This window comes from Celeribacter ethanolicus (assembly GCF_002407265.1).
GTDB lineage: Bacteria > Pseudomonadota > Alphaproteobacteria > Rhodobacterales > Rhodobacteraceae > Celeribacter > Celeribacter ethanolicus.
This window is the reverse complement of sequence record NZ_CP022196.1, coordinates 3,767,140-3,783,886: the sequence shown is the minus strand read 5'-3', so window position 1 is coordinate 3,783,886 and position 16,747 is coordinate 3,767,140. Positions and strand designations below refer to the sequence as shown.

Genomic DNA, 16,747 nt, shown 5'->3' with positions numbered 1-16,747 from the left:
TCATGTCTGATCTTCCCATCATCATCGCAGGCGGCGGCATCGGCGGTCTGGCGGCGGCCTGTGGTCTGGCGCGCAAGGGCCATCGCTCCATCGTCGTCGAACAGGCACCGGCGCTTGGCGAGATCGGTGCCGGCATCCAGATCGGCCCGAACGCCTTCCATTGCTTCGACTATCTGGGCATTGGCGACGAGGCCCGCGAGAAAGCGGTCTATATCGACAAGCTGCGTCTCATGGATGCGCAAACCGCCGAGGATATCACCTCCATTCCGCTGGACGAACCGTTCCGCGAGCGCTTCAAAAACCCCTATGCCGTGGTGCACCGCGCCGATCTGCATGGCGTTCTCCTGAAATATTGCGAAGACAACCCGCTGGTGGATATTCGCACCTCTCACGTCGTGGAAGGCTATGAGCAGGATGGCACCTCCGTGACGCTCAAGGTGAAAGACCGCGATCCGATCAAAGGCTCCTTCCTGATCGGCGCCGAAGGTCTGCGCTCCCCGATCCGTGGCCAGATGATCGGCGACGGCGAGCCGCGCATTTCCGGCCATACCACCTACCGCTCCGTGATCCCGACCGAGCAAATGCCCGAAGACCTGCGCTGGAACGCGGCGACGCTTTGGGCCGGTCCGAAATGTCACATCGTGCACTACCCGCTCAAGGGCTGGAAAGTCTTCAACCTCGTCGTGACCTACCACCGCGACGTCCAAGAAGCGATTGCAGGCCGTCCGGTCAGCAAAGAAGAGGTCGCGCAGGGCTTTGAGCACATCCACCCGAAGGCCCGTCAGGTCATCGAACATGGCTCCGACTGGAAACTCTGGGTGCTCTGCGACCGCGATCCGATTTCCAACTGGGTCGACAACCGCGTGGCGCTTTTGGGCGATGCTGCCCACCCGATGCTGCAATACTTTGCCCAAGGCGCCTGTATGGCGATGGAAGACGCCGTCGCCATGTCCCATTGCATTGAGCATTACGGCGAGAACGTAGAACGCGCGCTGCAAATCTATCAGGAAATGCGCAAGGTCCGCACCGCCCGCGTTCAGATGAATTCCCGCCTCATCGGCGAATACATCTACCACCCGGACGACGCGAAAGCCGCCGTGCGCAACCACGTCATGTCGGGCATGTCGCCGGATGAATGGTACGACCAGCTCTCCTGGCTCTATGGCTCCACCGGCCTCGACGACACGACTGTGAACGCCGCGCTGCAAACCGCCGCCGAATAACCTCCCCTTTCGAAGAAACGCAAAAAGGAACCCACATGTCCTATGTCTTCCCCCCCGCCCCGCAGGCCTCCGTGGCCGTCGACGGCACTGACGACCGCCTGCCGGTCCGCCGCATCTTCTGCGTCGGTCGCAACTACGCCGCCCACGCCCGCGAGATGGGCAAGGACCCGGATCGCGATCCGCCCTTCTTCTTCACAAAACCGGCGGACGCCGTGGTGGACAGTGGCGAAGTGGTCGCCTACCCGCCCGAGACCGAGAACTTCCACTACGAAGCCGAACTCGTGGCCGTGATTGGAAAAGGTGGCAAGAACATCTCCGAAGAAGACAGCCTGTCCCATGTGTGGGGCTATGCCGTCGGCAACGACCTGACCCGTCGCGACCTGCAACTCAAAGCGCGCGAGCAAGGCCGTCCGTGGGACTGGGGCAAGGCGTTCGACCGCTCTGCCGTCATCGGTCCGGTATTCCCGGTCGAGAAAGTCGGCCACCCGGACAAGGGCTCGATCAAGCTCACGGTCAACGGCGAAGTCAAACAGGACGCCGATCTGAACGAACTCATCTGGTCGGTGCCGGAAATCATCTCCATCCTGTCGCATTCGATGACGCTCCAGCCGGGCGATCTGATCATGACCGGCACGCCCGCGGGCGTGGGTGCGCTGGTCGAAGGCGACACCTGCGTGGTCGAAATCGAAGGTCTCGGCAAAATCGAGACCCCGATCGGCAAACGCGAAGCCTGAGAGGCCTGATCCGATGACCTTGAAGTTGCACAACTTCTTCCGGTCCTCCACCTCAACGCGGCTCCGTGCCGCGTTGAACCTCAAGGGGCTGGACTATGACTATATTCCCTATGTGCTGCGCACCGGGGAAACGCGGACGCCGGAGTATCTGGCGAAGAACCCGCAGGGGCTGGTCCCCACCCTTGAGCGCGAGGACGGCAGCTATCTGACACAATCTCTCGCCATCATGGAATGGCTGGAGGAGACCCACCCGGAGCCCGCGCTTTTGCCCGCCGATGCCGATGGCCGTGCCCGTGTCCGCGCGCTGTCTTACATGATCGCGCTGGAAATCCACCCGCTCAACAACCTGCGCGTTTTGTTCCGTTTGCGCGATCAGTTCGGTGCCGATGAAGAGGCGCAGAAGGAGTGGTTCACCCATTGGGTCACCATCACCTTCGACGCGCTGGAGGCCGAACTTTCCGCCTCGAAAGACACCGGGCTTTATTGCCACGGCGACACGCCGACCATGGCCGATTGCTGCCTCTATGCGCAGATCTGGAACAACAAACGCTTTGGCGTGCCGCTGGAAAACTGGCCGGTGATTTCGCGCATTTACGCCGAACTCGACAAGCTCCCGGCCTTCACGAAAGCCGCACCGCCCAATCAACCCGACACCGCCTGAGGCGGCCCCTATCCCGGAGGAATTTCACGATGCTGACCGAAGATCGCAGCCACGACACCATCGAACATGGCATGCAGCCGGAGGACACCCCGGAACTGCGCGCCCTTTACAAAGGGTTCGAGGACGAAAGCCTGATCCCGCTCTGGACGCAACTCGGCGACCTGATGCCGATGACGCCCAAATCCAAGGCCGTGCCGCATGTCTGGCGTTGGGCCGATCTTCTGCCGCTGGCGGAAAAATCCGGGGAACTCGTGCCGGTGGGCCGTGGCGGGGAACGCCGCGCCATCGGTCTTGCGAACCCCGGTCTCGGCGGCCATGCCTATGTCTCGCCGACGCTCTGGGCCGCGATCCAGTATCTTTGCCCGGGCGAGAACGCGCCGGAGCACCGCCACTCGCAAAACGCCTTCCGCTTCGTCGTCGAGGGCGAAGGTGTCTGGACCGTCGTCAACGGCGATCCGGTGCGCATGTCGCGCGGGGATCTGTTGCTGACGCCGGGCTGGAACTTCCACGGCCACCACAACATCGCCAACGAGCCGATGGCGTGGATCGACGGCCTCGACATTCCGTTCTCGCAACAGATGGATGTCGGGTTCTTCGAGTTCGGTTCCGACCGTGTGACCGACAACGCCACCCCGGATTTCTCCCGTGGCGAGCGTCTTTGGTGCCATCCGGGCCTGCGCCCGCTGTCGCAGTTGCAGAACACCGTGTCTTCGCCGATCGGTGCCTATCGCTGGGAATTCACCGACCGCGCCCTGACCGAACAGCTTTTGCTGGAAGACGAGGGCCAGCCCGCCACCGTCGAGATGGGCCATGCCGCCATCCGCTACGTCAACCCGACCACCGGCGGCGATGTGATGCCGACGATCCGCTGCGAATTCCATCGCCTGCGGGCGGGCGTTGAAACCGCGACGCGCAACGAGGTCGGCTCCACCGTCTTCCAGGTGTTCGAAGGCAAAGGCGCGGTCGTGATGAACGGCGTGACGCACAAGCTGGAGAAAGGCGACATGTTCGTGGTGCCGAGCTGGGTGCCGTGGTCCTTGCAGGCCGAGACGCAGTTCGACCTGTTCCGCTTCTCGGATGCGCCAATCATGGAACGCCTCGGCTTCATGCGTCAGATGGTCGAGGGGCAGTAATGTCCCTCACCGAGACGGATCTGGCCGCCCGCGAGGCTTTGAAAGCGCGTCTGGGCAAGGGGGCGCGGTTCGACGCCCCCAACGCGCCCGCCGAGGACCTGTTGCTCGCCCGGCGCGGTACGGCCTATTTCGCGCGCAAGCTGATGGAGCTTACCGACGAGGCGCTCTATGAGCCTGCCGCGATCTCCGGCCTGACCCGCGCCCATGTGGTAGTGCGGGTGAGCTATGAAGCCCGGTATCAGGCGCTGGCTCTGGAGGCTTTGGTCAAGGGCGAGGTGCTGGAACGGCCCGAGGAATTGCCGACGCTCGATCTGGCGGCAACGCTTCCGGCCCGTGCGCTCCGGCATCTGTTCCAGCATTCCGAAGTGCATCTCAACGTCTGCTTTCGCGATCTGACCGAGGCGCAATGGGACAGGGAGATGAGGCTGATCGACGGCAGCAAAACCACGCCCCGCGCCCTGCCCCTGATGCGGGCGAAAGGCATCTGGCAAGGCGCAATGGACCTCGGCAATGGCCCGCGGCTCAAGGACATGCCCGAGCGCCTGCGCTAAACCCTTCCCCGGCCCGAGACACAGGGCCGGGCACGCAAAAGCCGATTGACCGACAAGGCCCGTTTGCTCAGAGTGCCCCACACGACATCGGGGACATCATGCGTCGGGTTCTGATCCTTTTGCTTCTGTGGTCCATGACCTTTCTCTCCGTTCCGGGGAGGGAGGCCGAGCAGGCAATGTCCCCGACACAGACGGTGGCCTCGGCCATGTCGCATGACCACACGGACTGCTGCCCTTGCCCGGGAATGAACACCGCCGGGGCTGCGGGCCATCTCTTCTGCGCCCATGCCGCCTGCCTTTTGTGCGCGGTCAGCGGCACAGAGCCGCCCTCCCTCTCTCGCACCATCTATGCCGCAGGCTTTCCATCGCCGACGATTGCAGGGTTCCTGCCCTATGCGCCTGCGCTCGACCTTCCCCCTCCCCGTCCCGGTTCCACTTTCGTCTGACCTTTTTTTCAAGGCGCAGCTGCGCCCAGAACCGATACGGAAACATCCATGAAGAAAATCATCCTGCCTGTGGCCGCCGCCGCAGTGCTGGCCACGGGCGCCTATCTCGGGTTCAAACCGTCCGCCGAACCGGCCCCCTCCGCCTCGTCCTCGCGCCCCGCCGCGGGTGCCCCGCTCGTCGCGGTGATCTTGCCGGACAGCCTTTCGACGAATGCACAGATCGGCAAACGCGCCTTCGATGCCACCTGCGCCGCCTGCCACGGTGTCAATGGCGCAGGGGTCGAAGGCTCCGGCCCGCCGCTCGTCCATGTGATTTACGAACCTTCGCACCACGGTGACATGGCCTTTGTCATGGCCGCCCAGCGCGGGGTGCAGGCGCATCACTGGCGTTTTGGCGACATGCCGCCGCAAGAGGGGCTGACAGAGGGCGATCTGAAAGCGATTGTCGCCTATGTCCGGGAAGTGCAACGCGCCAACGGCATCCAGTAAAGCAAGTGGCTTGCCCGGGGGACGGCGATGCCGTCGCGCCCCGGGCAGGCTCATTCCTCAAGCAAATGCTCGTAGCGCGCATCCGTCAGGGTCTTCATGAAGGCCACGAGCGCGTCGATCTCCCGATCCTCAAGCGCCGGACCGGTGGTCAGCTCTTCCATCGAGATATTCTCCGGCACCTCCGGCAGGCCAAAGCGTTCGCCGATCTCCGGGTTGATCATCCGCGCCTCGGATTTGGTGTTGTAGGTGTTGTAGAACAGCACGACCGTGCGCAGGTCCTGAAACACGCCGTTGTGCATATAGGGGCCGGTCACCGCCACGTTGCGCAGCGTCGGCACCTTGATCTTGCCCTCAAGCCCCGTCGTGTCGGTCAGCATGCCATTCTGCGCCAATCCGAGGTCCGGGTGCCCGCGCCCGACGCCGTTCATATCGCGCAGATCGCCATTCTCCGGCACGCCGATGTTGTGATATTCGTAATTGGTGAAGGTCTCGCCCTCCGCCCCGGCTTGCGGCTTGAGCTGATGGCAGAGGTTGCAATTGGTGAACTGCTGCGAGAAAAACAGCGTCTCACCCAGCATCTCCTCGCGCGTCAGCTCCGCCTCGCCGCGCAGATAGCGGTCGTATTTGCTGTCGAAGGGCGAGAACAGATCAGTCTCCTCGAAAGCGGCAATCGCCTTGGTCATCGCCGCATAGGCTGCATCGCTGTCGGTGAAAATCTCGTCTCCGAAGAGATCCTTGAAAGCCACGACATAGGCGGGGTTTTCCTCAAGGCGCGCCACAACAGAAGCCGCATCGGGCATGCCCATCTCAATCGGATTAAGCGGCGGCCCACCGGCCTGATCGGCGAGCGTCGCGGCGCGCCCGTCATGGAACTGACCGCCACGATAGACGCCCTCGTCGAGCTTTTCGAACATCGGTGCAAAATGCGCATAGGTGGCGGTCGGCGCGTTGCGGTCACCCAGAGACACGCCATCATCCCCCGGCGAGGCCATACCGCGCGGATCGGCGAAGGCATGCTCCGGATCGTGACAGGTCGAACAGGATTGCGTGCGGTTCTGTGACAGGTTCTCGTCGAAGAACAGCGCCTCGCCCAGCCCTTCGAGCGTGGCGAGGTCTTCGGCCTTCCCCGCAACCGGCGAGCTCAGCAGGGCGCAGAGAATTGGCAGGGCGAGAGTTTGGAGCGAGCGTGTTTTTGTCATCGGCATAGGCAGCTTTCCAAAGCGCGTGAGGAGTCAGGACGGCTTTACCCGAGCTTTTCAATCGGGAATTTGACCGAAGTCAAGCCCCGCGCCAAAATCGTGATCCCGCCACACCATCCGGCTCGGGCCCTTTCATGGCTGTCTTGAGCACTTGACGCTCCATTTTCCTTCGCCTAAACACAGGGCGCAACTGCGCGGGCGTTGTGTAGTGGTAAGACCTTAGCCTTCCAAGCTAATGACGCGGGTTCGATTCCCGCCGCCCGCTCCAAATCCCCCCATATTCAAACGCCTTTGACCTGATGCCGCATCTTTCTGCGCGAATCTGCGGCTTTCTGATGGCACAAAGACTCAAAACAAAACGGGGCCCCGAAGGACCCCGCTTTTCAGGTCTTTTCCACCCGAGATCACTTCTCGAAGGCACAGCCTGCCGGAAGGCCGAGTTTGGCCATGATCTTGGCCGCCGGGCACCAGCCGGTGAAGGAGGATTGCAGCAGGTTGGCACCGATGAAAACGGTGAACCAGACGAAATAGGGGCTGACGAACTGGGTCAGCACGACGCTGATCAGAACCATGACGCCGGCAAAGCGGAACATAGCGCGGTCGATGGACATTGAGGTTTCTCCGTGAATGGGATGTCAGATTTGCGACAGATGTAGCAAATCTCGCGATTAAATTCAAGATTATGAATGTGGCTCACACACCCGAACGGACCCGAAAGGTGCCCTGCCCGGTGGCGATCACTTCGCCGGTCTCGTCGACGATGATGCCCTCGGTGAAAAACGTCTTGGCGCCGCCGCCGATGCGCTTGCCGGAGGCGATCAGCCGTGTGCCTTTCGGGCGCGACAGGTAATTGATGCTCATGTTGAGAGTCATGGTCATTTTCTTCACCTCCGGATCGCCCGTGAACGCCCCGGCATAGCCCATCGCCGTATCGAGCATCATGGCGTAATAGCCGCCATGGGGAATGCCGTGACGGTTCTTGTGGATGTCTTGCAGCTCGATCTCCATCCGCGCCACATCCGGCCCCCAATGGGTCATCTCCATGCCGATGTGCTGCGCGGCAAGCGACAGCGCCTCCCAACTGGCCGGGTTGTCCATGTCATAGCTCATGCGTCGATCTCCTCGATCAGGTCTGGACCACTGGCCCGGTTGGAATTCACCGCCTTACCGACGCGGTGGAATCGCAAGGTCTCGTCCGGTGCGGGCTGCATCAGGCGCGCCGCCCCGTGCCCCTCTTCGCCCAGCCATTTACCCCAGTGCTCCGGTGGCAAGATGACCGGAATACGGTGATGAATCTCCGCCATGCGACCCGTGGCCTCCGTCGTCACCATGGCGCAGGTGGACAGCCGCTCGCCATTCTGTTCCCAGTCCTGCCAGATGCCGGCAAAAACCATCGGCCCCTCCCCCGCAGGTTGGATATACCACGGCAGTTTTTCACCGCCCTCAGGCCGGAACCACTCATAGAATCCGTCTGCCGGGATCAGGCAACGGCGCTGACGGCAGGCCTCGCGAAAGGCCGGCTTCTCGGCCAGCGTCTCGGCGCGGGCGTTGATCAGCAGCGGCCCGTCCGAGGGCGATTTATACCAACGCGGCATGAAGCCCCAGCGCATTGGCACGAGGCGGCGCTGCCCCGTAGCCTCATCGCTCTCGCGGTAGACCACATGGATCTGCGTTGTCGGGCAGATGTTGTAATTCGGAAGCGGCGGCAAGTCATTCGCTGGCGAGGCTTCGAAAAGCTGCGCCAAAGCGTCACTTGTCATGGAAAGGGCAAACCGTCCGCACATGGGGGCAATTTAGCGGCTCCTGCGGCGAGGGCCAGAGCAGATCGTGGAGGGTTTGAATATTTGAGCCATCATCGCCCGCAAGCCGCGCGCCTCAGCGATGCGCCTTGCGGGCGATGTCGATCTTCGCGTCCATCATCGACATTTCCTTCATGATCTCGCTGCGCCGCGTCCGGTCGGAGGTCTCGCGCAGCTCTTCGCGGAGTTTTTCCAGCTCCCGCGACAGCGACACAAACTCCGGCACGCCACCGTTCTCTTTGATCAACCGGTTCAACAGCGCGTTTTCCGGGTCGTCCTCACGCGGCAAAGGTTTGCCCGCCCCCGGAAGGTTGTCGAAAGCGCCGTCGCGCTCGGCCTCGGCGATTTTCTGGTTGATCAGGTCGATCAGAGGATGATCCATCTACGCCTCTCTTGCCGCCTTGAACCGGGCAAGGCTGGCCTCCGACCAGACCTCTTTCGGTTTGTAGAAGGCTTCGAATACCGGCGCGCCCTCGGGCAATACGACCCACGGCAGTTTCGTCGAGGTGAAGATATGCACATCCGGCACGATCTCGGCGCGCTCCTCCAGCGTGCCGCAACGCACGAAGGCGAATGCCTCGCCCGACCCCGCGTAATGCGACCAGAGCGCCACCTTGCAAGATGGACAGCGCGCCACGCTCTGGCCATGGCCGGAGTTCGAGGGGGTGGCGATCATCTCGGGAGTGCCTCTGGTGAGCTGGATTTCAGCCGTCTCGACATAGGCGTTGAGCGCAAAGGCCGATCCGGTTTCGCGCTGACACCATGTGCAATGACAGCAATGCACGATCATCGGCCGGGCCGTCATTTCAAATTCGACCTCTCCGCATGTACAGCGCCCGTGCATACCCGTTTCCTCCCCTGCCAGCCCAAATGAAAAAGCCCCCGCATGATCGCGAGGGCTTTTTTGTTTGTCTAGCGCGAACCGTTTATTTCACCATCGCGGTTTCGCGATTTACTTCACGGTGATGCGGCCGTCCGTGTAGGGCGTGTAGGGCGCATGTTCGATCATGTACTCGGCCAGAACGTCGGCGAGATCGGGACCGAAGTCATAGGCGTTCTCAGCGCTCAGGAACATTTTGTAGCCGTCGCCGCCGTTGCGGACGTAGTTGTTCGTCACCGCGCCATAGACCTTGTCCATCTCGATCGGCGCGCCGCCGACCATCACGTCGGAAATACGGGAGCCGACCTCGGCATTAGGGTCCACGGTATAGGACATGCCCGCCACCTGCGGGAAACGACCTGCGCCATCGGCCATCTCGGAGACACCGTTTTCAAGCGCCTCGACGATGGTCGCGCCGGTCACCTGAAAGGTGGAGAGCGTGTTCTGGAACGGCAGAACCGTGAGCACGTCGCCCATGGTCACCTGACCGCCCTGAATCGAGGCGCGCAGACCGCCGCCGTTCTGGATGGCAATCTCGACACCTTGGTCTTTCACACGGTCGAGCATGGCGTCGGCCACGAGGTTACCCATGGCGCATTCGACTGCACGGCAGGTCTCGCGCGAACCGTCGATGTCGGCGGCGGCCTCGGCCACAACCTTGGCTTTCAGCTCGTTGATCGGACCGGCCAGCTCGGAGATGCGCGCCTTGATATCGGCATCTTCGGAGACAGAGGCGTCGAGCAGGATCGGCTCGCCGGTGGCGGAGATCAGCGTGCCTTCGTCGTCGAAGGTCAGCACGAGGTGACCGAGGTATTTCGAATAGGCATAGGCGGAGACGACCGGAACCTCGCCGACCATGGTCGGATAGGCCATCGCGCCTTCGATCTCGTTGGAGAACAGCGTGTGGGAGTGACCGCCGACCACGGCGTCGATGCCCGCGACCTCACCGGCAAGCTCCAGATCCTTGTTCACACCGACGTGGGTCAGTGCGATGATCTTGGTCACACCTTCGGCCTCAAGCTCAGCCACATCGGCGGCAAGGCTGTCGGCTTCATCCTGGAAGATCACGTTCGGGCCGGGGCTGGCAGTTTCCGGCGTATCGACGGCCAGCGCGGAGATGATGCCGATTTTCTCGCCGCCAACTTCCAGCACGACATAGTTTTTCACTTTGCCATTCAGCAGGTTGGACTGGGACACATCGAGGTTGCCCGAGATCACCGGGAAATTCGCATGCTCGATCAGTTTGAGCGTGCCTTCCGGGCCATCGTCGAATTCGTGGTTGCCCAGCGCCATCACGTCATAGCCGATCTTGTCCATCATCTCGGCTTCGACATCGCCCTTGTAGGTCGTGTACATCAGCGAGCCCTGATACTGATCGCCCGCGTCGAGCAGGAGAACATTCTCACCGTCCAGTTCCGCACGCATCTCTGCGACTTTCGTGGCCAGACGGGCATAGCCGCCAAAGCACTCACCGGCCGCGTTGTCCTCTTCGGCGCAGGTGTTGTCGTATTTCGTGATCGGCTCGATCCGGCTGTGCAGATCGTTGGTGTGCAGGATGTGCAGCGTGTATTCGGCATGCGCAGCACCGGCCATAAGAGCCATCGCGGCGGTGGTGGTGAGAACTTTTTTGAGCATATCTTGCCCCCTGTTAAACTAGATGACTTCCAACCTGACCGGTCTTGACCATCGAGTCAAAGCCCGAAATCGCAAAAAGGCCTACATCCGCAAGATCACGGATCGGTAACGCTGAAATGACAGGCAGATTAAAGCGGTTCGGCTTCGTCGATTTCACCCCGCGCGCCCCGCTTCGTCAAAACGTCAGGCCAATCCCTTGATGTTGCAGCGCTTCTCAAAGGGAACGACCTCAGCGAGGGCCACATATTGTAGCGCAACATCTATCGGTTTCCGACCATCCACCCGTCCAGCACCTCATGCGCAAGCCGCTCGGGATCGCTGTCGAGGCGCCCGGTGATCAGCCGCATCCAGGCCGCAGCCATGATCGTCTCCGCCAAAGCCTCCGCCTGTGCCCCTTCGATCAGTTCGCCGCGCGCCTGAGACCGGTCGACCACCTCGGCCAGCGCCACGAGACGCTCCTTGCGGTAGCGCTCCAGCGCCTCGGCCACATCCGCATCCGATTGCGCCTCGGCGATGATCAGCGCGAAGACCTGCCCTTCCGCGGTCCGCCAGAAATCGAAGACATAGCGGTAGAAAGCAGCCATCGTCGCGATCAGCGTCCCCTTGTCCTCATGCACATGCTCGCCCTTGGCGCGCTCGTAGACCGCCACCAAAAGTGCACCGCGCGAGGGCCACCATTTGTACAGCGTCGCCTTGCCGGCGCGGGCACGTTTGGCCACCGCCTCCATGCTCAGCCCCTTCACGCCCTTGTCGCGCAGAATCTCCTGCGCCGCGCCCAGAATCGCCTCCTCCGTCGCCGGGTTGCGTTTTGCCCCGATCGAGCGCCTTTGCGGCTTTGCACATGACCCTGTGAGATCTTCCACCTGATCGGCCACCCGATTCCTCCTTTACACATCTGAACGCATCGTTCATATAAGCATAACGAAACGCACCGTTCCCTTTGGAGATAACACATGTCCATGTCCGCCGCCATACCCGCCGCCCCGAAACGCCCGAATCGCATCCGCTTCAGCTTTTTCGTCTTCCTCGGCGTCTACCCGCTTGTCACCGCTCTGATCTACGCCCTCGCGCCGCTCACCTCGGAGTGGCAAATCTGGCAACGCAACCTCGTCATGGTGCCGATGATCGTGCTGTCCATGGTCTTCGTCATCATTCCGCGCATTCACCGCCATTGCCACCGCTGGCTCTAAGCCCAGGATTTATGCAAACCCGGTGCACTCCGGGCGCGGACACAAAGTCTCATTGACCGGGGCGCGCGGCGCTGGCATCTGGAAGCCATGCTGATTTACAAAATCTTTCGCGCCCCCGAATGGGCCATACTGCAAACCAACGGCGAGACCCTCGGCGCCCCTGTCGATCTCGCCGATGGCTACGTTCATTTCTCCACCGGCGTGCAGGTCAGAGAGACCGCCGCCAAATGGTTCGCGGGAGAGGACAACCTGCATCTTCTCGCCGTCGAGAGCGACACGCTCGGGCCCCATCTGAAATGGGAGCCCTCGCGCGGCGGGGCGCTGTTCCCGCATCTCTATCGCGCCCTGACCCTTGAGGACCTCCTCTGGGTCAAACCGCTGCCGCTGGCACCCGAAGGCGCGGCCGAGGCTGCCACCGACAGCCATCTCTTTCCGGAGGACCTCTGAATGTCGCTCTTCGAACAGCTCGGCATGGTCATGCTGCGCAGCCTCGATCCGGAGAAATCGCATCACTTCGCGCTCTCGGCCCTGCGCGCGGGGCTTGCGCCCCTGCCCGGTCCGGTCACCTCGCCGCGTCTCAAGACCAAATTCGCCGGAATGGAGATGCCCAACCCGATCGGTCTGGCCGCAGGCTTCGACAAGAACGCCGAAGCGATCCCGCAGCTGTCCCGCGCGGGCTTCGGCTTTATCGAACTGGGTGCCGTGACGCCGCGCCCGCAGCCGGGCAATCCGAAACCCCGGCTCTTTCGCCTCACCGAAGATCAGGCGGTGATCAACCGTTTCGGCTTCAACAACGACGGCATGGAGGAGATCACCAACCGTCTCGCCCGCTGCCGCCACTCCCATCACCGCACAGACATCCCGGTCGGGCTCAACCTCGGCGCCAACAAGGACAGCGAGGATCGCGCCGGTGATTTCGCCAAGGTTCTGGCGCGTTGCGGCAATTTCATCGACTTTGCGACCGTCAACGTGTCGAGCCCCAACACCGAACGCCTGCGTGATCTGCAAGGCCCCGAAGCGCTCGAAGCGCTGCTGGCCGGGGTGATGGATGCCCGCAAGGGGCTCGATCACAACGTGCCGATCCTGTTGAAAATCGCCCCCGATCTCGACAATTCAGAACTGATGGAAATCGCCGAAGTAGCGCGCAAGGCGGCCCTCGACGGGGTCATCGCCACCAATACGACGCTTTCGCGCGAAGGTTTGAAATCTGCACATAAGAACGAGGCAGGCGGGCTTTCCGGGAAACCTTTGTTCGAAAAGTCCACGCGCGTGCTGGCGCAGCTCTCGCGTCATCTGGGTACGGACGTGCCTTTGATCGGTGTGGGCGGCGTCGGATCGGCACTTGATGCCTACACGAAAATTCGCGCGGGGGCCTCTTTGGTGCAGGTCTATTCCGCGATGGTCTATCACGGCCTGTCGCTGGCCCCGCGCATCGCCCGCGGACTGGACGAATTGCTTGAGAAAGACGGCTACGACAGTGTTCTGGAGGCCGTCGGCACCGGACGCGACGCCTGGCTTTAGAATTCTGGTCCGGCGTCAGAGCGCCGCGCGTTCCAGCGCCGGGTATTTCCAGAACAGCGTCGCACCGCGCGCCACGTAGCTGACCATCAGCGCGGCCCAAAGCCCGTGATTACCCATCAGCGGGATCAGCGCCGCCACCGCCAGAAGGTAGATCCCCAGCGACAGCGCCGCCATGTTGCGCATGTCCCGCGTCCGTGTCGCGCCGATGAAAATCCCGTCGAGCATCCACGAGCCAAGCCCCACCACCGGCACGGCCACCATCCACGGCAGATACACCCGCGCCTCAGCGCGCACATCCGGCGCGGTGGTCATCACGTCGATGATCATGCCGCCGAAAATCGCGAAGACCGCACTCAGTAGCACCGCCGAAAGCAGCCCCCAGAACGAGGCCAGCAACGCGCCCCGTCGCAGCGCATAGGCGGAGCGCGCGCCCAGCGCCTGCCCGACGATGGCCTCGGCGGCAAAGGCGAACCCGTCGAGCGCATAGGCGGTGATCGAGACGAATTGCATCAGAATGTTGTTGGTCGCCAGCGTCACCGTGTCGAACCCCGCCGACAGGAAGGTGAAGCTGACCATGATGGTCAGCAAAAGCACGGAGCGGATCAGGATGTCGGTGTTGACCTTCGCCATATGGATCAGGCGCGCGCGGTCGAACACCCGCGGCCAGTCGCGCCAGGCCGGCACGGCAAAAGCATCGCGACACAGCCACAGGCCCATCAGCGCACCGCTGATCTCGGCGGCGAAGGTGGCATAGGCCACACCGCGCACCCCCCAGCCCAGCCCCAACACAAACCAGAGATCGAGCGCGATGTTTACCCCGTTCATCCAGAGTTGCAGCGCCAGAACGCCACGCGTGCGCTCCTGCGCAATGAGCCAGCCGGTCAGACCATAGACCGCGATGGCAAAGGGCGCCGACCAGATGCGGATCGAGATATAAGAACGGGCGAGCGCCTCCACCTCCGGGGTCGCGGGCGAAAGCCGAAATGACAGCCAGAGGATCGGCAGTTGAAAAACGATCAGCGCCAGCCCGCCCGCAAAGGCGATCATCAGAGCGCGGGTCAGAAGCGCCGCCACCTCGCCCGGTTGGCCAGCCCCCCGCGCCTGAGACACCAACCCCGTCGTGCCCATGCGCAGAAAGCCAAAAATCCAATAGATCGAGGCCAGGATGATCGCCCCGAGACCGACCGCCCCGATGGGGGCCGCCTCCCCCATCTGCCCCACGACGCCGGTGTCGACCGCGCCGAGGATCGGCACGGTGGCATTCGAGAGCACGATGGGAATGGCGATCTTAAGAACCCGGCGGTGGCTCAGGTCCGGCGGAGCGGCACTCATGCCACGGGGTCGGGTCTTGTGTCGGGCATCAGGAAATGTCCCATCGCCTGCACCGTCGGACGCGCCCGGTTGTCCTGCCAGGCTTCGACCCGGACGGAGGCGTAGCGCCGTCCCGCGCGGGTGATCTCGGCGCGGGCATAGGCATCGCGCGGCAGGCCGGAACGCAGGTAATCCACCGTCAGGTCGATGGTTTTCGGAAATTTCGGCAGGATCTCTCCCGCGTCCCCCGCTTCGATCCGCGGCCAGACCATGGACCAGCTCAGCGAAATCAGCGCGGTGACTTCGAGAAAGGCGGCCAACGCCCCGCCATGCAGCGCGGGCAGCGTCGGGTTGCCGATCAGATCGGGTCGGAACGGCATGATCCCGGTCAGCTCATCGCCGCGGCGTTCGAATTCGAACCCCATGAAGGAGACATAGGGCACGCGCGCCACCAGCTCCGCGAGGGCGGCATCCCGGCGTTCCTTGACGACCTGAATCGGCTCGGGTTTCGAACGGCTCATGATGCGCCCCTTTCCACGGTGAAGGCGCCGGTGGCCGCCGCGACCGGCACGTCGCTGGCACCGTCGGTCGCGGAAACCCGGACAAAGGCCACGGCACGGGTGACATGGTAACAGATGGCATGGGCGGTGATCGTCGTCCCCGGTTTCGCCGCCCGCATGTAGTCGATACGCAAATCGAGCGTCGCGGTGGAGATCCCTGCCCTGGGGTGGCTCATCACGGCAGCTCCGGCACAGGTGTCCATCAGCGCCGAAATCGCCCCGCCATGGATCACGCCGGTTTCCGGATCGCCGATCAGCTTTTCCGCATAGGGCATGAGAATCTCCGCCTGCCCGTCGCCGATCTGTTCGAGCGACATGCCGAGCGCTGCGCAATGTGGCAGATGCTCGATGAACTGGCGGGCCATTTGGGTGCGTGCGTCATCCATGACGAAAATTGTGACCTTTTGGACAAGTTGGCCTCCATAATGTGAGATGATCCCAGCGCCGCAAGGGCAAATTGCCCCGATTTCCGACAATTCCCGCGTGACGTAACAGCACCCCGCGCACATGCCGCCGTCCCTCCCCGCCGCGACGGGCCTTGATCCCCTGCCATGCGGTTTACTATGCTGACCGTACCGTCCCGAATTGAGTTGCGGAACTGAACTCATCTGTTTAGATGCAACGTGAGGAGAGAGAGAAGCCATGTCTGACCGACGTCTCACGTTCAAAGAAATGTGCGCGCAGTTCGATGTGACACCGCGCACGTTACGTTATTACGAATATATCGAATTGCTGGCCCCCGAGAAGGAGGGCCGCTCCCGCTATTACACCCCGCGCGAAGTGGCGCGGATGACACTGATTTTGCGCGGGCGCAAATACGGGTTCTCCCTTGAAGAAATCCGTCAGTGGCTGTTGATCTACGAAGAAAAGGGCACCCAGGCCCAGGCGCAGGCCTTTGTCGAACTGGCCGACCGTCAGCTTGTCGCGCTCGAAGAGCAAAAACGCGAGTTGGAAAAGGCGATCGGCGAGTTGAAGGAACTGCGCGCCGAGACGATGAAAGACGCGTAGACCGTGCACCTGCCCTGAGGCGGCGCACCGGAACAGTGACCTGAACGCGACGCGGCGTTCTTTCGCCGCCGCCGGGAAACACGCCCCGGGGAGCAGGGGCGTTCGCTTTCACCCCATGGGATGAAAACGCTGATTTTTACAAAAAATCCAAAGCGCTTTAAGTGCAATTTTCAAGGGAAAACAGGCAAAAATTTGCAATGCATACCAAACCGTTTGCATTGCCGATAACGAATGCGTAATTTTACCGTAACGCTCAGCGGGCTGCGGATTTGGAAGCCATCCGAAATGACGCCACGTTTCGAATGAAGCGGCATCGCAAATGCGATTAGGGTGGGGCCGAAGGCTGACCTTCGCGCCTCTGACGGGGAGCCGTTCCATGCAATTGAGCACGGGACATGCCACCCAAG

General features: G+C 62.3%; 22 protein-coding genes and 1 tRNA gene. 12 read left to right on the top strand and 11 right to left on the bottom strand.

Translation table 11 applies throughout. The annotated features are described in order from the left end of the window. The first annotated feature begins 2 nt into the window (after positions 1 to 2). The 7 genes from CEW89_RS18620 to CEW89_RS18590 all read left to right on the top strand — a co-directional run bounded on the left by CEW89_RS18620 (position 3) and on the right by CEW89_RS18590 (position 5,237). Complete coding sequence (locus tag CEW89_RS18620) at positions 3 to 1,223, top strand: 3-hydroxybenzoate 6-monooxygenase (protein WP_096806914.1); 1,221 nt, start codon at positions 3 to 5, stop codon at positions 1,221 to 1,223. A gap of 35 nt (positions 1,224 to 1,258) precedes the next feature. Next, positions 1,259 to 1,957, top strand: a complete 699-nt coding sequence (locus CEW89_RS18615; RefSeq protein WP_096806913.1) for a fumarylacetoacetate hydrolase family protein — start codon at positions 1,259 to 1,261, stop codon at positions 1,955 to 1,957. 13 nt (positions 1,958 to 1,970) lie between these two features. After that, positions 1,971 to 2,618 carry a maleylacetoacetate isomerase gene (gene maiA / locus CEW89_RS18610; protein WP_096806912.1) on the top strand — a complete coding sequence of 216 codons (648 nt, stop codon included), beginning with the start codon at positions 1,971 to 1,973 and terminating at the stop codon, positions 2,616 to 2,618. Positions 2,619 to 2,647: 29 nt separating this feature from the next. After that, entirely contained in the window at positions 2,648 to 3,751 is a 1,104-nt protein-coding gene (locus CEW89_RS18605; protein WP_066708444.1) for a cupin domain-containing protein, read from the top strand. Then, a complete protein-coding gene (locus CEW89_RS18600) occupies positions 3,751 to 4,302 on the top strand; it encodes a maleylpyruvate isomerase N-terminal domain-containing protein (protein ID WP_096806911.1) in 552 nt (183 codons plus the stop codon). The genes CEW89_RS18605 and CEW89_RS18600 overlap by 1 nt, the downstream gene beginning before the upstream one ends. A 176-nt stretch (positions 4,303 to 4,478) precedes the next feature. Beyond that, complete coding sequence (locus CEW89_RS20965; RefSeq protein ID WP_157779925.1) at positions 4,479 to 4,748, top strand: hypothetical protein; 270 nt, start codon at positions 4,479 to 4,481, stop codon at positions 4,746 to 4,748. Between the two features lie 48 nt (positions 4,749 to 4,796). Beyond that, complete coding sequence (locus tag CEW89_RS18590; protein ID WP_096806909.1) at positions 4,797 to 5,237, top strand: c-type cytochrome; 441 nt, start codon at positions 4,797 to 4,799, stop codon at positions 5,235 to 5,237. Between the two features lie 50 nt (positions 5,238 to 5,287). On the opposite strand, the gene CEW89_RS18585 is transcribed toward CEW89_RS18590, so the two are convergent. After that, positions 5,288 to 6,436 carry a cytochrome-c peroxidase gene (locus CEW89_RS18585; protein WP_198403457.1) on the bottom strand — a complete coding sequence of 383 codons (1,149 nt, stop codon included), beginning with the start codon at positions 6,434 to 6,436 and terminating at the stop codon, positions 5,288 to 5,290. A gap of 194 nt (positions 6,437 to 6,630) precedes the next feature. On the opposite strand from CEW89_RS18585, the gene CEW89_RS18580 reads away from it, so the two are divergent. Continuing rightward, a tRNA-Gly gene (locus tag CEW89_RS18580) sits at positions 6,631 to 6,704 on the top strand. 136 nt (positions 6,705 to 6,840) lie between these two features. Here the strand turns inward: CEW89_RS18580 and CEW89_RS18575 are convergent. From CEW89_RS18575 to CEW89_RS18545, 7 genes are all read right to left on the bottom strand, one after another. Next, entirely contained in the window at positions 6,841 to 7,047 is a 207-nt protein-coding gene (locus tag CEW89_RS18575) for a YgaP family membrane protein (protein WP_096806907.1), read from the bottom strand. A gap of 82 nt (positions 7,048 to 7,129) precedes the next feature. Next, on the bottom strand, positions 7,130 to 7,546 hold the full coding sequence (locus CEW89_RS18570) for a PaaI family thioesterase (protein WP_238379770.1): 417 nt from the start codon (positions 7,544 to 7,546) through the stop codon (positions 7,130 to 7,132). Continuing rightward, complete coding sequence (locus CEW89_RS18565; RefSeq protein WP_096806906.1) at positions 7,543 to 8,220, bottom strand: SOS response-associated peptidase; 678 nt, start codon at positions 8,218 to 8,220, stop codon at positions 7,543 to 7,545. The genes CEW89_RS18570 and CEW89_RS18565 overlap by 4 nt, the downstream gene beginning before the upstream one ends. 91 nt (positions 8,221 to 8,311) lie before the next feature. Continuing rightward, positions 8,312 to 8,617, bottom strand: coding sequence for a DnaJ family domain-containing protein (locus CEW89_RS18560; protein WP_096806905.1), 306 nt, complete (start codon positions 8,615 to 8,617; stop codon positions 8,312 to 8,314). Continuing rightward, positions 8,618 to 9,079, bottom strand: coding sequence for a GFA family protein (locus CEW89_RS18555; RefSeq protein ID WP_096806904.1), 462 nt, complete (start codon positions 9,077 to 9,079; stop codon positions 8,618 to 8,620). 108 nt (positions 9,080 to 9,187) lie between these two features. Further along, the gene (locus CEW89_RS18550; RefSeq protein WP_096806903.1) at positions 9,188 to 10,750 is read right to left on the bottom strand and encodes a bifunctional metallophosphatase/5'-nucleotidase; all 1,563 of its coding nucleotides are present in this window, start codon (positions 10,748 to 10,750) and stop codon (positions 9,188 to 9,190) included. 260 nt (positions 10,751 to 11,010) lie between these two features. Next, entirely contained in the window at positions 11,011 to 11,625 is a 615-nt protein-coding gene (locus CEW89_RS18545; protein ID WP_238379769.1) for a TetR/AcrR family transcriptional regulator, read from the bottom strand. 78 nt (positions 11,626 to 11,703) lie between these two features. On the opposite strand from CEW89_RS18545, the gene CEW89_RS18540 reads away from it, so the two are divergent. The 3 genes from CEW89_RS18540 (at position 11,704) to CEW89_RS18530 (ending at position 13,461) form a co-directional block, all read left to right on the top strand. Continuing rightward, positions 11,704 to 11,940 (top strand): putative antibiotic biosynthesis monooxygenase, encoded by a 237-nt coding sequence (locus CEW89_RS18540; protein WP_244906101.1) that lies wholly within the window; start codon positions 11,704 to 11,706, stop codon positions 11,938 to 11,940. Between the two features lie 87 nt (positions 11,941 to 12,027). Further along, positions 12,028 to 12,387 (top strand): DUF952 domain-containing protein, encoded by a 360-nt coding sequence (locus CEW89_RS18535; protein ID WP_066708421.1) that lies wholly within the window; start codon positions 12,028 to 12,030, stop codon positions 12,385 to 12,387. After that, complete coding sequence (locus CEW89_RS18530) at positions 12,388 to 13,461, top strand: quinone-dependent dihydroorotate dehydrogenase (RefSeq protein ID WP_096806902.1); 1,074 nt, start codon at positions 12,388 to 12,390, stop codon at positions 13,459 to 13,461. It abuts the gene before it with no gap. Positions 13,462 to 13,476: 15 nt separating this feature from the next. Here the strand turns inward: CEW89_RS18530 and CEW89_RS18525 are convergent, their stop codons facing one another. From CEW89_RS18525 to CEW89_RS18515, 3 genes are read right to left on the bottom strand one after another with little or no spacing between them, the layout of a single operon-like run. Beyond that, entirely contained in the window at positions 13,477 to 14,793 is a 1,317-nt protein-coding gene (locus CEW89_RS18525) for an MATE family efflux transporter (RefSeq protein WP_096806901.1), read from the bottom strand. Continuing rightward, a complete protein-coding gene (locus CEW89_RS18520) occupies positions 14,790 to 15,293 on the bottom strand; it encodes a PaaI family thioesterase (protein WP_066708415.1) in 504 nt (167 codons plus the stop codon). The genes CEW89_RS18525 and CEW89_RS18520 overlap by 4 nt, the downstream gene beginning before the upstream one ends. Next, positions 15,290 to 15,718, bottom strand: coding sequence for a PaaI family thioesterase (locus tag CEW89_RS18515; protein WP_096806900.1), 429 nt, complete (start codon positions 15,716 to 15,718; stop codon positions 15,290 to 15,292). The genes CEW89_RS18520 and CEW89_RS18515 overlap by 4 nt, the downstream gene beginning before the upstream one ends. 256 nt (positions 15,719 to 15,974) lie before the next feature. Between CEW89_RS18515 and CEW89_RS18510 the strand changes: the two genes are divergently transcribed. Further along, positions 15,975 to 16,340 (top strand): MerR family transcriptional regulator, encoded by a 366-nt coding sequence (locus tag CEW89_RS18510; protein WP_066708395.1) that lies wholly within the window; start codon positions 15,975 to 15,977, stop codon positions 16,338 to 16,340. Positions 16,341 to 16,747: the final 407 nt, after the last annotated feature.